This is a genomic window from Phyllobacterium sp. 0TCS1.6A (assembly GCF_026420825.1).
GTDB lineage: Bacteria > Pseudomonadota > Alphaproteobacteria > Rhizobiales > Rhizobiaceae > Phyllobacterium.
Genome location: NZ_JAPMAB010000002.1, coordinates 522,392 through 535,560 on the forward strand (window position 1 = coordinate 522,392; position 13,169 = coordinate 535,560).

At 60.5% G+C, this 13,169-nt stretch carries 12 protein-coding genes; 4 read left to right on the forward strand and 8 right to left on the reverse strand.

Going from position 1 to position 13,169, the window contains the following annotated elements:
- From OSJ75_RS06740 to OSJ75_RS06770, 7 genes are all read right to left on the reverse strand, one after another.
- Positions 1-2,466 carry an ATP-binding protein gene (locus OSJ75_RS06740; RefSeq protein ID WP_416362530.1) on the reverse strand — a complete coding sequence of 822 codons (2,466 nt, stop codon included), beginning with the start codon at positions 2,464-2,466 and terminating at the stop codon, positions 1-3.
- 270 nt (positions 2,467-2,736) lie between these two features.
- A complete protein-coding gene (ahcY, locus tag OSJ75_RS06745) occupies positions 2,737-4,137 on the reverse strand; it encodes an adenosylhomocysteinase (RefSeq protein ID WP_250016166.1) in 1,401 nt (466 codons plus the stop codon).
- A gap of 142 nt (positions 4,138-4,279) precedes the next feature.
- Positions 4,280-4,594: an HPr family phosphocarrier protein gene (locus OSJ75_RS06750; RefSeq protein ID WP_250016165.1), complete on the reverse strand. Its 315-nt coding sequence runs from the start codon at positions 4,592-4,594 to the stop codon at positions 4,280-4,282.
- An 8-nt stretch (positions 4,595-4,602) separates the two neighbouring features.
- Positions 4,603-5,004 (reverse strand): PTS sugar transporter subunit IIA, encoded by a 402-nt coding sequence (locus OSJ75_RS06755; RefSeq protein ID WP_250016164.1) that lies wholly within the window; start codon positions 5,002-5,004, stop codon positions 4,603-4,605.
- A 180-nt stretch (positions 5,005-5,184) separates the two neighbouring features.
- Positions 5,185-5,643 (reverse strand): HPr kinase/phosphorylase, encoded by a 459-nt coding sequence (locus OSJ75_RS06760; RefSeq protein WP_267227330.1) that lies wholly within the window; start codon positions 5,641-5,643, stop codon positions 5,185-5,187.
- Positions 5,643-7,430: a sensor histidine kinase gene (locus tag OSJ75_RS06765; RefSeq protein ID WP_305884369.1), complete on the reverse strand. Its 1,788-nt coding sequence runs from the start codon at positions 7,428-7,430 to the stop codon at positions 5,643-5,645. The genes OSJ75_RS06760 and OSJ75_RS06765 overlap by 1 nt, the downstream gene beginning before the upstream one ends.
- 328 nt (positions 7,431-7,758) lie before the next feature.
- Entirely contained in the window at positions 7,759-8,478 is a 720-nt protein-coding gene (locus OSJ75_RS06770) for a response regulator transcription factor (protein ID WP_250016162.1), read from the reverse strand.
- Positions 8,479-8,790: 312 nt separating this feature from the next.
- Between OSJ75_RS06770 and OSJ75_RS06775 the strand changes: the two genes are divergently transcribed.
- The 4 genes from OSJ75_RS06775 to OSJ75_RS06790 all read left to right on the forward strand — a co-directional run bounded on the left by OSJ75_RS06775 (position 8,791) and on the right by OSJ75_RS06790 (position 12,180).
- Positions 8,791-10,401: a phosphoenolpyruvate carboxykinase gene (locus OSJ75_RS06775; protein WP_267227503.1), complete on the forward strand. Its 1,611-nt coding sequence runs from the start codon at positions 8,791-8,793 to the stop codon at positions 10,399-10,401.
- A 94-nt stretch (positions 10,402-10,495) separates the two neighbouring features.
- On the forward strand, positions 10,496-10,933 hold the full coding sequence (arfB, locus tag OSJ75_RS06780; RefSeq protein ID WP_250016161.1) for an alternative ribosome rescue aminoacyl-tRNA hydrolase ArfB: 438 nt from the start codon (positions 10,496-10,498) through the stop codon (positions 10,931-10,933).
- 104 nt (positions 10,934-11,037) lie between these two features.
- Positions 11,038-11,496: a peptidoglycan-binding protein LysM gene (gene lysM / locus OSJ75_RS06785; protein WP_250016160.1), complete on the forward strand. Its 459-nt coding sequence runs from the start codon at positions 11,038-11,040 to the stop codon at positions 11,494-11,496.
- Positions 11,497-11,565: 69 nt separating this feature from the next.
- Positions 11,566-12,180: an alpha-ketoglutarate-dependent dioxygenase AlkB family protein gene (locus OSJ75_RS06790; RefSeq protein ID WP_267227504.1), complete on the forward strand. Its 615-nt coding sequence runs from the start codon at positions 11,566-11,568 to the stop codon at positions 12,178-12,180.
- Here OSJ75_RS06790 and coaA read toward each other — a convergent pair.
- Positions 12,167-13,168: a type I pantothenate kinase gene (gene coaA / locus OSJ75_RS06795; protein WP_250016159.1), complete on the reverse strand. Its 1,002-nt coding sequence runs from the start codon at positions 13,166-13,168 to the stop codon at positions 12,167-12,169. The genes OSJ75_RS06790 and coaA overlap by 14 nt on opposite strands.
- Between the last annotated feature and the right edge of the window lies 1 nt (position 13,169).

Consider the following 13,169-nt stretch of genomic DNA (forward strand, 5'->3'; position numbering starts at 1 on the left):
TTATTCGGCGGCTATGCTGAAGACGCGCGCTTCCAGGGGGAAATGGCACGTCACCGTCGTCCCCTTGCCCGCGGCGCTGGCGATTTCGACCGTTCCGCCATGCAGTTCCACGAATCCCTTGACGATCGAAAGGCCGAGCCCGGCGCCGCGCTTGCGCCCGCCATTCGGATAGGGCTGGAAGCGCTTGAAGATGCTGTCCAGCACATGTTCGGGCATGCCTGGGCCCTGGTCGGTTACGCTGAATACCATTTCGGCCTGGTCGCGCCAGCAGGCGAGCGTGATCGTGCTGCCTTCCGGCGCGTAATTGGCGGCATTGCTGAGGAGATTGGCCAATATCTGCTTCACCCGCGTCGGATCGGCCCTGAAGGAACCCGTGCCCGGCGCAATGCGGACATCGAGCAATATCGAATGCTCCTTCAGTCGGTCCGCGACCTTGTCGGACGCCATGGCGACGGCATCCGAAACCGCAACGTCGCTGATGTCCAGCTCCATGATGCCTGCATCGACGGTTGCGAGGTCCAATATGTCGTTGACGATAGTGAGCAACACCGAGGAAGATGTGCCGATATGGTCGAGATAGTCGCGCTGCCGCTCGTTGAGCGGACCGGTCATCGGCGTCTGCAGCAGTTCGGTGAAGCCCATTATATTGGTCAGCGGCGAACGCAGCTCATAGGAGACATGCTGCACGAAATCGTTTTTCAGCTCGTCCGTGCGTTCCAGCGCCTCGTTCTTCTCCTTCAATGCCCGCTCGACCCGCACCGAATCCGTCACATCGACGAATGTGAGCATGGTCTGGCCGCTGGGGAGCGGCGCGGCGGCATAGGAGAGGATCTTGCCGGTGGAAAGCTCGATATGACCGGAATGGGTCTGCCGCTCATCGCTGAAACCGGTGACGGTCGTCACGAACATTTCCCAGCTCTCGGCGTTCGATCGCGCTTCGCACAGGCGCCGGATGGCGGAAATATGGGTTCCCTCCACCGTCTGTTCCGGCCGCAAGTCCCAGAGCGCGGCGAATGCCGGGTTCGATAGCCGGATTTTGCCATCGGAGCCGAACACGGCAACGCCTTCGGCAAGGTGATCGAGTGTCTGCCCCTGCACCTTTATCAGGGTGTTGTAGCGGCTTTCCAGTTCGAGCTTCTCGGTGAGGTTCTCGAATATCCACGTCACTCCGCCCTTTGCCTGCGGATTGACGACGACGCGCAACGTACGCCCGTCGGTCAGGTACCAGACATATTCCTGCGACTCGACGGAATGATAGGACGAAAGGACCTGCTCCTTCCAGCGCCGCCAATCGGGCTGTTCCGGCAGAATGCCGTCGCTGCGGAAACGGTCGAGCAACAGCGAATTGTCCGGCTTGCTATCGAGATAAGGCGTCTCCAGACCCCATAATTTGGCGAAGGCCTGGTTGCAGAACTGCAATTTGCGGTTGGCATCGAACATGGCCACGGCGGAATTGAGCTGATCCAGAGTGTCCGAATGGTTGGCCATGGTGCGCTTCAGCTCCTCGCGCACCAGCTCCGCCTCGCTGATATCGACCGCCAGCCCGGCCGAGCCCGAACCCGTGGCGACGTCGGTCACCTGGAACATGCGCCGGTCGCCGCCGATGACGGTCGACAGTTCGTCCGCGAACTTGCCATGGGCGGCCCTTTCCTGGCCGATCCGCTCACGCGCCTGGACGCCGAAGAGCTCCCTGCCTTCGCTGGCGGCAAGATTAGCGTCGCTGTCTACTGCTCTGGCATAGGCGGCATTGACCCAGTCGAGGCGCCCATCCGCATCCCGGCTCCAGGACGGCATGTCCACCGCATCGAGCAGTGTGCGCAGGTTCGAAATTGCCCCTGCAAGCTGGTAATTCTCTGTCTTCAGCAGAGCGTAGGAAGCTCTCGCTTCGCCCGGGTCCATGAACCGCACAATGGCATATCCGCCCGAGGTGCGTCCCTGCACCTCGATCGGTGCGCCCTTGGAGGTCTCTATGGCGATGTCGAAGGGGCGGGCCGCCTCGCGCAGCGCGGTAATCGACCTTTCCAGCAACGTCACGGATTCGACGCGCAGCCAGCGCCCGAAGGCGAGAAACAGCGACCGCCCCTCGGGGACGCCGGTTTCCGGCGAAAGATTGCCGATAATGCTCGGCGCACCCGCGCTTCCATCCCAGATGATGATCTTCTGGTCCTTGAGATTGAGAAGCGCCTCGTTGCGCTGCAGGGCGACGTTGAGGTCGGCGACCTTGCCGCGCAGATGGCGGTTCTCCTGGGCGATGCGGCTGCGCTCCCGGATCAGCCAGCCGGCCGACAGCAGTGCCGCGCCCATGGCGCCGAGAAACATGGCGAACTGGACGACTTCGAAAGCGCCGACGCGGATCCCGAACGGGGCCTCGATCATGCCGAGCGGGCCTTCGGCGCGCGCCGCAACAATGCTTGAAAAGAGCAGCGGCAGGGCGGACGCCGTGCCCATGGCCAGTCGCCGTATCATGCCCAGCACGGAGGGTCCCTGTGCTGCGCTGCCGCCGCCAACGTCACCATCTTCACTTTTCATATCTCTTGCCGTCACCCCTTCAGGCAGATGTTCGTCGCTTCCGTTTCCAGCTGATCTGCCGATCATCTGGCCCATCCGAAGCAACCCCATCCCGAATCACTAGAATAAACCCTGCGGGAATCGACGGGAAGAACTGCGCGCAAAAAAGAAAACCGGAGAATTTGTCAATCCTCCGGCATCTATATATTGTGTTTTTATACGCTGATATTAATAGCGGTAGTGGTCAGACTTGAATGGGCCGGATGGTGTCACGCCAATATAAGCCGCCTGTTCTTCCGAAAGCACCGACAATTTCGCGCCGAGCTTGTCGAGATGGAGCCGTGCGACCTTCTCGTCGAGGTGCTTTGGCAGGACATAGACCTCGTTCTTGTACTGCTCGCCGCGCGTATAAAGCTCGATCTGCGCCAGCACCTGGTTGGTGAAGGAGGCAGACATGACGAAGCTCGGATGGCCGGTCGCATTGCCGAGATTGAGCAGGCGACCCTCTGAAAGCAGAAGCAGGCGCTTGCCGTCCGGGAACTCGATCATGTCGACCTGCGGCTTGATGTTGTTCCATTTCAGGTTGCGCAGCGCTGCAACCTGGATCTCATTGTCGAAATGGCCGATATTGCCGACGATCACCATGTCCTTCATCTTGCGCATGGTGTCGATGGTGATGACGTCCTTGTTGCCGGTCGTCGTGATGACGATATCGGCGGTGGGGGCAGCGTCCTCCAGCGTCACCACTTCGAAACCGTCCATCGCCGCCTGCAGGGCGCAGATCGGATCGACTTCGGTGACCTTGACGCGGGCGCCGGCACCGACCAGCGACTGCGCGGAACCCTTGCCGACATCGCCATAGCCGCAGACGACGGCAACCTTGCCGGCCATCATCACGTCGGTAGCGCGGCGAATGCCGTCGACCAGCGATTCCTTGCAGCCGTATTTATTGTCGAATTTCGACTTGGTGACGCTGTCATTGACATTGATGGCGGGGAAGGGAAGGAGGCCCTTCTTCTGCAGCTGGTAGAGGCGGTTCACGCCTGTCGTGGTCTCTTCGGTGACGCCCTTGATGGCTTCGCGCTGGCGGGTGAAGAAGCCAGGGGTTTCCTTCATGCGCTTCTTGATCTGGGCAAAGAGGATTTCCTCCTCTTCGTTGCCGGGATTGGACAGGACGTCCTCGCCTGCCTCGGCGCGCGCGCCGATGAGGATATACATGGTGGCGTCGCCGCCATCATCGAGGATCATGTTGGATGGTTCGCCATCCGGCCATTGGAAGATGCGGTCCGTATAGGTCCAGTACTCTTCGAGCGACTCGCCCTTGATGGCGAAGACCGGCGTGCCGGTCGCGGCGATCGCGGCTGCGGCGTGGTCCTGCGTCGAGAAGATGTTGCACGATGCCCAGCGCACCTTGGCGCCCAGCGCCTGGAGCGTTTCGATCAGAACCGCTGTCTGGATGGTCATGTGCAGCGAGCCGGTGATGCGCGCGCCCTTTAGCGGTTGCGAGGCTCCGAACTCTTCGCGGCTGGCCATGAGGCCGGGCATTTCGGTCTCGGCGATCTCGATTTCCTTGCGGCCCCATGCCGCCAATTCCAGGTCCTTGACGACATAATCTTGCATATCGGCCATCTTGGTTGCTCCATTTCGACTATGGCTGTCGGCGCGCCGGCGGGCGTGCCAAAGATGCCGTTGACTAGCAGATTAGGCAGCGGTGCACAATGGGATATAAAGAAATCCTTATGCGTGCATATGATGAATGGCGTCGTGCCGCTCAGGCTTCCTCGCCGAACTTGTCGGCGATCAGCGCCTTCAGCGCCTGCATCAGCTCGGCCGCCTGCCGGCCGGAAGCGCTTACCGTTATGCAGCATCCGGGCGAGGCGGCCAGCATCATGAGGCCCATGATGGACGTTCCGCCGACGGTCATGCCGTCCTTCTCGACGCGGACATGGGCGTCATAGCCATCGACGAGCTGGACGAACTTTGCCGAGGCTCGCGCATGCAGGCCACGCCGATTGACGATTTCGATTGATTCAACCAGCGCCTCGGCTGGGTCGAACGTACCTGTCGTCTCGGCGGATAGGCGCATGCAAACCTCTATTTTGCAGTCAGGACCTGACTGGCCACATTGATATATTTACGGCCCGCATCCTGCCCCTCGCGCAAGGACGCAGCCATGTCGTTGGTCTGCCTCACGCTGGAAAGCTTGATCAGCATCGGCAGGTTCACGCCGGCGATCACTTCGATGCGCCCGGATTCCATAACGGATATGGCAAGATTGGAGGGAGTGCCGCCAAACATATCCGTCAGAATGATGACGCCGGAACCATTGTCGGCACGCTCCACGGCATCGACGATATCGCGCCGCCGCTGCTCCATGTCGTCATCTGCACCGATCGAGACGGTTTCCAGATACTCCTGCTGCCCGACAACATGCTCGACGGCATGATGAAACTCCTCGGCCAGTCTTCCGTGCGTCACAAGCACGAGTCCGATCATTCTGAAACTGCTCCTATCGCGCCAACCCTGTCGTGGGTTTTTATTGGCGCATTCAATGCCCCGTTTTGCAGGTGTCGCATTTTGGCAGGACGAATCGCGAAGGCAAGAGGAAAATGTCACGAACATGGCTCTCAGTCATTTTATCGCATTCATGCGGTGCAAATGACTGAAATATCGAGACTATTTTTCCCACACCCTCCCGAACAGCGCCGCTTCCACTGCTTTGCCGGCACTGGTTTCCCGGTGCATCGGTAACCAAAGCTGGGGAATTACGACTTTCCCGTAGCGGAATGGCGTTTCGCCCGGATAGCGCAGCGCATCGACCGCGGCGACGAGCTGGACCGCGAGGTGCAGGATGCCCGCCGGTTCGTGCCGTGCCTCGAACAGTCCCGCGCCGCGAACCTCCACGCCGCCGCGAATGCTTTCCGGCGCCCGGCATTCGATACGGCCCGAGATCTCGCTCAGGAGACATTGGTCGTCCGATATCAGTGCAGCAAAGCTGCCGCGCGCTGCCGCCCGGTCGAGCAGCGTGTGCGCCAGAGTGGTTTTTCCGGCACCCGATGGCCCGAGAATGATGACGCCGCGATCGCCGACGAGCACGGCAGTTGCGTGAACGAGGCTCGGCTCCGCATCCGGCATCAGCTTTCCACCGGCAATATGGCGACGAAGCGCGCGCCGAGATAGCAATCGGGATCATGGGGATCGATGATGTTCTCTGCATTCAGGGTGCCGCCATGGGCCTCGATGATCTGGCGGCTGATCGAAAGACCAAGGCCCGAATTCTGCCCGAACGCTTCGCCGGCCGGACGGTCGGTGTAGAAGCGTTCGAATATGCGATCGATCTGCTCGACGCGGATGCCGGGCCCATTGTCTTCGACGAGGATACGGATGCGGTCGCCGAGATGCTGCAGGGTCACGGTGATGACGCCCTTGTCGTCCGGCACGAAGGAGCGTGCATTTTCGATCAGGTTGGAAACCACCTGGCCCAGGCGCAGATCATGGCCGGCGACATAGAAGCCCTTCCTGTTTGTCGGCAGCTTGCCCACATTGAACTCTATGCGGGTGTTCTTCTTGTTGCGCCTGACCTCGCGCGCCGCGACGACGAGATTCCCAAGCAATTGCTGCAGGTCCACATGTTCGGAATCCTCGCGCGCCAGCTCGGCATCGAGCCGGGACGCATCGGAAATATCGGTGATCAGCCGATCGAGCCGGCGCACATCGTGCTGGATGACGTCCATCAGCCGCTTGCGCGATTCATCGTTCTTGGCCAGCGGCAATGTCTCGACCGCGCTGCGCAGCGAGGTGAGGGGGTTCTTGAGCTCATGGCTGACATCGGCGGCGAAGCTCTCGATGGATTCAATGCGCGCATAGAGGGCATTGGTCATGTCGCGGATGGAGGTAGAAAGATGGCCGATCTCGTCCTGGCGCTCCGAATAATCCGGTATCTCTTCCCGGTTCTTGACGCCATGACGCACCCGATCCGCCGCCGCCGCCAGGCGCCGCAACGGATTGGCGATGGTGGAGGCGAGAAACAGCGACAGGATGGCCATGACCAGCGCCGCCACGGTGAACACCCGGATGATCGCATAGCGCTCGCCCTGCACGATCTTGTCGATGTCGCCACCCTCGGTCGAAAGCAGCAGTACGCCGAGCACCGCGCGGAAACGCTGGATCGGCACGGCGACCGATACGATCTGCTCGCCCTTTTCCGTCATCCGCACGACGGTGGCGGGAGAGCCGGTCAGCGCCCTGACGATTTCAGGATAGGAGGAACCGTTGCCGCCGGGCATTTCCTGGTAGATCGGCAGGTCGCTTCGGCGCAGAAGCCGCGTCATCCGGTTGGTCAGCCGCTCGAAGAAGCCGGGTTCTTCGCCGTCGACGGGCGGAAGATCGTAGCGCAGCACCTGGCCGCGTGAATAGAGGTGGCGCGAATCGAGCAGCAGATTGGAGTCGCGGTCATAGATGCGGGCCCGCGTCCGCGTCGGCGATATGAGACGGCGGAGAACCGGCGCCACCCGCTCAGGATTGATGGGGAAGTCCAGATTGTCGAGAACGTCGGGCGAGGGTGTGATGCTCTGTCCCGCCTGCAGCTCCAGCAGCTTTTCGGGGTCGATGGCGATCGAATTCGTGTCCACGGTCGCCGAGGAGGCTATTGCCCCGGCAATGATCTCGCCCTGCGTCATCAGGCTCTCGACGCGCGCGTCGATCAGCCCGTCGCGGAACTGGTTGAGATACATGATGCCGGAGAGCAGAACGGCGAGTCCGGCCAGGTTGAGAAACAGGATGCGCCGCGTCAGGCTGGAAAAGAGGTAATTGCCGAACATCCTGTTCAGCGGCTTGAACAGCCGCCGCAGGACAAGCGAGCGCTTGCGGCGCATGACGGCGCTCTTGCGCGTGATATTGCCGCCTCGCAGTTCGGCTACCATTCCTGCCTCGAAGTTCTCTTCCTGCGCCCCGTTTCGTCAATACGCTGATGTCCATCGGGCACTTCGCGCAAATTCAGAACCGGGACGCCAACAACCCTTTGATTTCCGGGTCGTTTTCAATCCTGAAACCACCCCATGCCTTATACCACAATCGGGACAGTCCGACATCAAGCCACGGACAGCGCCGCGGCCGGGGATGAATGCACCGGTTGCGACTAACGTCCGGCCGGCTGCCTCATCGCATTCATGCGCCATGGAGACAACCGGTTTCTCAGACCGATCACGCGGCTTTGAACGCCTGGCGCCAAGGGCTTTGACGCTCCTGGCATCAGGTTTCCCGGAAGCGGTATCCTACTCCGTAGAGCGTCTCGATCATGTCGAAATCATCATCCACGACCTTGAACTTCTTGCGCAGCCGCTTGATGTGGCTGTCGATGGTGCGATCGTCGACATAGACCTGTTCGTCATAGGCCGCATCCATCAGCGCATCACGGCTCTTGACCACGCCCGGACGCTGCGCCAGCGAATGCAGAATGAGGAACTCGGTGACGGTCAATGTCACGGGTTCGCCCATCCAGGTGCAGGTATGGCGTTCCTGGTCCATGACGAGCTGGCCGCGCTCCAGCGACTTGGTTTGTGTTCCGCCGGGCTTTGCCGTGGCGTCGCGGGCGGCAACGCGGCGAAGAACCGCCTTTACCCGCTCGACGAGCAGGCGCTGGGAGAACGGCTTGGTGATGAAATCGTCGGCGCCCATCTTCAGGCCGAACAATTCGTCGATCTCGTCATCCTTGGAGGTAAGGAAGATGACCGGCAGATCGGATTTCTGGCGCAGCCGACGCAGCAGCTCCATTCCGTCCATGCGCGGCATCTTGATGTCGAGGATGGCAAGGTTCGGAGGACGCGCCATCAGCCCGTCCAGGGCGGAGGCACCATCCGTATAGGTCTCCACGCGGTAGCCTTCCGATTCCAGCGCGATGGAAACGGATGTCAGAATATTGCGGTCGTCGTCAACGAGCGCGATCGTCTGCATTGCGGGTACTTCCCTCATGCCCTGCCTTCCTTATGCAGTTAAACTGCGCTGCTTGTGCAGGACAAATTAGGTACAAAATGTGGCACAGTCCACCTGTCACTTCATCCGGCGCCGGAATCCTTTACGTTTACGCTAAGGGAATAGTAGGCGAAATTTCCGTTTACTAAAACGATTTAAAAAAAATTTAAAATCTTTAAATCGATTAAACGTTTGATACTGTTCAATTTTTCTGCTTTTCACCTGATTGTGGTACACTCTATCGGATGGAATGGAGTGTGCCACAACGACTTTTGAACCCTTTGCACCCTCACAGACAATGGCGGACAGATGATCAGAGAAATCGGCCTCCACAACGCGGCAACCGCGCTCCGTAACTCGAAACTGAAGGACGCTTCCGCCTTCTATTACAATTTGGAAGCCGCCGAGCTTTACGAAGAGACGCTGCGCCGCGGCGAGGCAGTGCTTACTGCCCAGGGCGCGCTCGTGGCGCGGACGGGCCAGCACACCGGCCGCTCGCCGAAGGACAAGTTCGTCGTCCGGGATGCTTCGACCGAGAATTCCATCTGGTGGGACAACAATGCCGCCATGTCGCCGGAAGCGTTCGACCTGCTTTACGCGGATTTCATGGAACAGGCGAAGGGCAAGGATCTCTTCGTGCAGGATCTGGTCGGCGGCGCCGACGATACCTACAGCCTCAACACCCGCGTGATCACCGAATTCGCCTGGCATTCGCTGTTCATCCGCAACCTGCTCATCCGGCCGGAACGGTCCAGCCTCGAAACATTCGTGCCGCAGATGACGATCATCGATCTGCCATCGTTCCGCGCCGATCCGGCCCGCCATGGCACCCGCACGGAAACGGTCATCGCGGTCGATCTGCAGCGGCTGATCGTATTGATCGGCGGTACCGCCTATGCCGGCGAGATGAAGAAATCCGTGTTCACGGCGCTCAACTATATCCTGCCTTCCGAGGGCGTCATGCCCATGCATTGCTCCGCCAATGAGGGGCCCGAAGGGGATACGGCGGTGTTTTTCGGCCTGTCCGGCACGGGCAAGACAACGCTTTCGGCCGATCCGTCGCGCACCTTGATCGGCGATGACGAGCATGGCTGGGGCGAGCACGGCGTCTTCAATTTCGAGGGCGGCTGCTATGCCAAGACGATCCGGCTTTCGGCCGAGGCCGAGCCTGAAATCTTCGCGACGACGCAGCGTTTCGGCACGGTGCTGGAAAATGTCGTGCTGGACGAACGCCGCGTTCCGGATTTCGACGATGGCTCGCTGACCGAGAATACGCGCTGCGCCTATCCGCTCGATTTCATCCCGAATGCATCCAAATCGGGCAAGGCCGGGCACCCCAAGAATATCATCATGCTGACCGCCGATGCGTTCGGCGTCATGCCTCCGATCGCCAAGCTGACTCCAGCGCAGGCCATGTACCACTTCCTCTCCGGCTATACCGCCAAGGTCGCGGGTACCGAACGCGGCGTCACCGAACCGGAAGCGACCTTCTCCACCTGCTTCGGCGCGCCCTTCATGCCGCGCCATCCCTCGGAATACGGCAATCTGCTGCGCCAGCTCATCGCCGATCACGGCGTGGATTGCTGGCTGGTCAATACCGGCTGGACCGGCGGCGCCTATGGGACGGGCAAGCGCATGCCGATCAAGGCAACGCGCGCCCTGCTTTCGGCGGCCCTCGACGGCTCGCTGAAGGATGCACAGTTCCGCACCGATCCGAATTTCGGTTTCGCCGTTCCCGTGGCTGTCCCGGGCGTCGATGCCTCGATCCTCGATCCGCGTTCCACCTGGGCCGACAAGTCGGCCTATGATGCGCAGGCGCAGAAGCTGGTCGACATGTTCATCGCGAACTTCGGCAAGTTCGAGAACCATGTGGACAGCGACATCAAGGCCGCCGCCCCGCATACGCCGGTCGCTGCCGAATAGTCGCTGCCCGTCGATACGAAAAACCGAGCCGGCCCCGCATTTCAACGCGGGGCCGCTGCTTTTCGCGACAGCAAGTTTGCGCTAGGACTGCTGCATGGACGAGCGCGGCAGCACCATCAGAATCACGAACAGGCTCTGGATCGACGAGAACGATCTGGAGGAGAGCTTCATTCGTTCCGCGGGCCCGGGCGGACAGAATGTCAACAAGGTCTCGACTGCCGTGCAATTGCGGTTCAAGGCGGCAAGGTCCGGCCTGCCCGCAGATGTCCTCGACAGGCTGATGCGGCTCGCCGGGCAACGCGCCACAAAGGAGGGCGATGTCCTCATCGAAGCCAATCGCTTCCGCACCCAGGAGCGCAACCGCGAGGACGCAAGGGAGCGGTTGATCGCGCTGGTCGCCAAGGCTGCCGAGCCGCCTCCGCCGCCCCGCAAGAAGACGCGGCCGACAAAAGGTTCCGTCGAGCGGCGGCTGAAGCAGAAATCGGGTCGCTCCAACGTCAAGAAGATGCGAGGCAGAGTAACCGGCGATTGAACGTGAAGCATATCTGCAAGCCAGGCGTTTAATTCGGCTTTCCAATTGCCTTCCGGGATGGCACAAGACTAGGTGTCGATTTAATTGATCATGAGGAGCAAGTCATGGGACTGTTTGATTTCGTTAAATCCGTAGGCAAGAAGATCGGTATTGGCGACAGCGAGCCCTCGGCAGAGGATTTGAAGAAAGAGCTCGATTCCCATCAGCTCGGCACCGATAAAGTGGAAGTCGCCGTCGAAGGCGACAAGGCTATCCTCAAGGGTAATGTGACCAATCAGGAAATCCTTGAAAAGGCGATCATCGCGGTCGGCAATTCGCTTGGCGTTTCCAAGGTGGACACGGGCGGGCTCAAGGTCGATGAGACGACGACCGGCTCGGTCGAGAAGGCCCCCGTATTCTATACGGTCAAGAAGGGCGACAATCTCTGGAAGATCGCCGAGAGCCAGTATGGAAAGGGCAAGGGCGCCAAGAACACGCTCATCTTCGAGGCCAACAAGCCGATGCTTTCCCATCCCGACAAGATCTATCCGGGCCAGGTGTTGCGCATTCCCCCGCTCGACTAAGAGCTCGAGTGTCTTTGGAGCATCGGTCCTGGTTTTGGCCCGATGCTCCCACTTCAGGACCGCCAGCCCATGCTCGGCCTTGCCCCCGGAATCCGCTACTATCCCGGCTGTTTTTCGGTCGAACAACAGGCGGAATTGCGGGAAGAAATCCGCAAAATCGTGCAGCAAGCACCGCTTTACGTGCCCGTCATGCCGAAAACGGGCCGCGAAATGAGCGTCCGCATGACGAATTGCGGTGCGCTCGGCTGGGTTACGGACAAGGAAAGAGGCTATCGCTACCAGCCGGAACATCCGGTTACTGGCAAGCCCTGGCCGGAAATCCCGCAATCCCTGCTGCAGCTCTGGCAGGATGTCGGCCACTACCCGGCGCCGCCCCAGGCCTGCCTGATCAATTTCTACTCCGATACGGCCAGGATGGGCCTTCACCAGGATCGCGACGAGAAGGACCTCGAGGCGCCGGTGGTTTCCGTATCGCTGGGCGATAGCTGCCTGTTCCGTTTCGGCGGCACCGGTCGCACCGACAAGACCCGTTCGATCCGGCTGGAAAGCGGCGACGTGGTGGTTCTCGGCGAAGAAGGCCGCCTTGCCTTTCACGGGGTCGACAGGATTTATCCCGGAACTTCGACGCTCCTGAAGAATGGCGGGCGCATCAACCTGACGCTGCGCCGCGTCACAACTTCCTGAGCGCCACTTCCTCCACCAGATGATTGTCGCCCTTGCGCAGGATCAGATCGGCGCGCGGCCGCGTCGGCAGGATATTTTCCCTGAGGTTCTTCAGGTTGATATTGGCCCAGAGCCCTTCGCCGATCGCCAGCGCCGCCTCATCGGAAATCGTCGAGTAGCGGTGGAAGAAGGAGTCCGGGTCCCGGAACGCCGTTTCCCGCAGGCGCATGAAGCGGCTCATGTACCATTTATGAATCTGCTCCTCATCCGCATCGATATAGATGGAGAAGTCGAAGAAGTCCGAAACGAACGGTACCATCTTGCCGTCTTCCGGCAGGTCGCGCACCTGCAGGACATTGATCCCCTCGAAGATGAGGATGTCGGGTGCATCGACGATCTGGTACTTGCCCGGCAGAACGTCATAGGTGAGGTGCGAATAGAGCGGCGCGCTGACATTGCGCTGGCCCGCCTTGATCTGCGAGAGGAAGCGCAGAACCATGCCGACGTCGTAGCTTTCTGGAAAGCCCTTGCGCTCCATGAGGCCCTTCGACCGCAGCACGTCGTTCGGATAGAGAAAGCCGTCGGTCGTCACGAGATCGACCTTCGGGCTCGATGGCCAGCGCGCCAGCAGTTCCTTCAGGACGCGCGCCGTGGTCGATTTTCCAACCGCGACCGATCCGGCCACGCCGATGATGAACGGTGTCTTGAACGCATCATCCGTATTGAGAAAGCGACGGCGCTGGTAGAACAGCAACTGGCTCGCCTCGACATGGGCCGATAGCAGGCGCGACAGCGAGAGATAGATACGGCTGACCTCGTCGAGATCGATCGGGTCACCCAGCGAGCGCAGCCGCTTGATTTCCTCATAGGTGAGGGTCATCGGCGTGTCGGCGCGGAATTCGGCCCAGCGCTCGGCGCTGAAGAATCGATAGGGCGAGAATTCGCTCGGTGCCAGTTGATCCACGACTTCGCCTTCCGCGCTACGCTCCACAGCGGATGTCTTGAACATG

Excerpts from the sequence above, each read along its gene's own strand:
- OSJ75_RS06740 (WP_416362530.1), bottom strand. The coding sequence starts at position 2,466 with ATGATACGGCGACTGGCCATGGGCACGGCGTCCGCCCTGCCGCTGCTC.
- ahcY (WP_250016166.1), bottom strand. The coding sequence starts at position 4,137 with ATGGCCGATATGCAAGATTATGTCGTCAAGGACCTGGAATTGGCGGCA.
- OSJ75_RS06750 (WP_250016165.1), bottom strand. The coding sequence starts at position 4,594 with ATGCGCCTATCCGCCGAGACGACAGGTACGTTCGACCCAGCCGAGGCG.
- OSJ75_RS06755 (WP_250016164.1), bottom strand. The coding sequence starts at position 5,004 with ATGATCGGACTCGTGCTTGTGACGCACGGAAGACTGGCCGAGGAGTTT.
- OSJ75_RS06760 (WP_267227330.1), bottom strand. The coding sequence starts at position 5,643 with ATGCCGGATGCGGAGCCGAGCCTCGTTCACGCAACTGCCGTGCTCGTC.
- OSJ75_RS06765 (WP_305884369.1), bottom strand. The coding sequence starts at position 7,430 with ATGGTAGCCGAACTGCGAGGCGGCAATATCACGCGCAAGAGCGCCGTC.
- OSJ75_RS06770 (WP_250016162.1), bottom strand. The coding sequence starts at position 8,478 with ATGAGGGAAGTACCCGCAATGCAGACGATCGCGCTCGTTGACGACGAC.
- arfB (WP_250016161.1), top strand. The coding sequence starts at position 10,496 with ATGGACGAGCGCGGCAGCACCATCAGAATCACGAACAGGCTCTGGATC.
- lysM (WP_250016160.1), top strand. The coding sequence starts at position 11,038 with ATGGGACTGTTTGATTTCGTTAAATCCGTAGGCAAGAAGATCGGTATT.
- OSJ75_RS06790 (WP_267227504.1), top strand. The coding sequence starts at position 11,566 with ATGCTCGGCCTTGCCCCCGGAATCCGCTACTATCCCGGCTGTTTTTCG.
- coaA (WP_250016159.1), bottom strand. The coding sequence starts at position 13,168 with ATGTTCAAGACATCCGCTGTGGAGCGTAGCGCGGAAGGCGAAGTCGTG.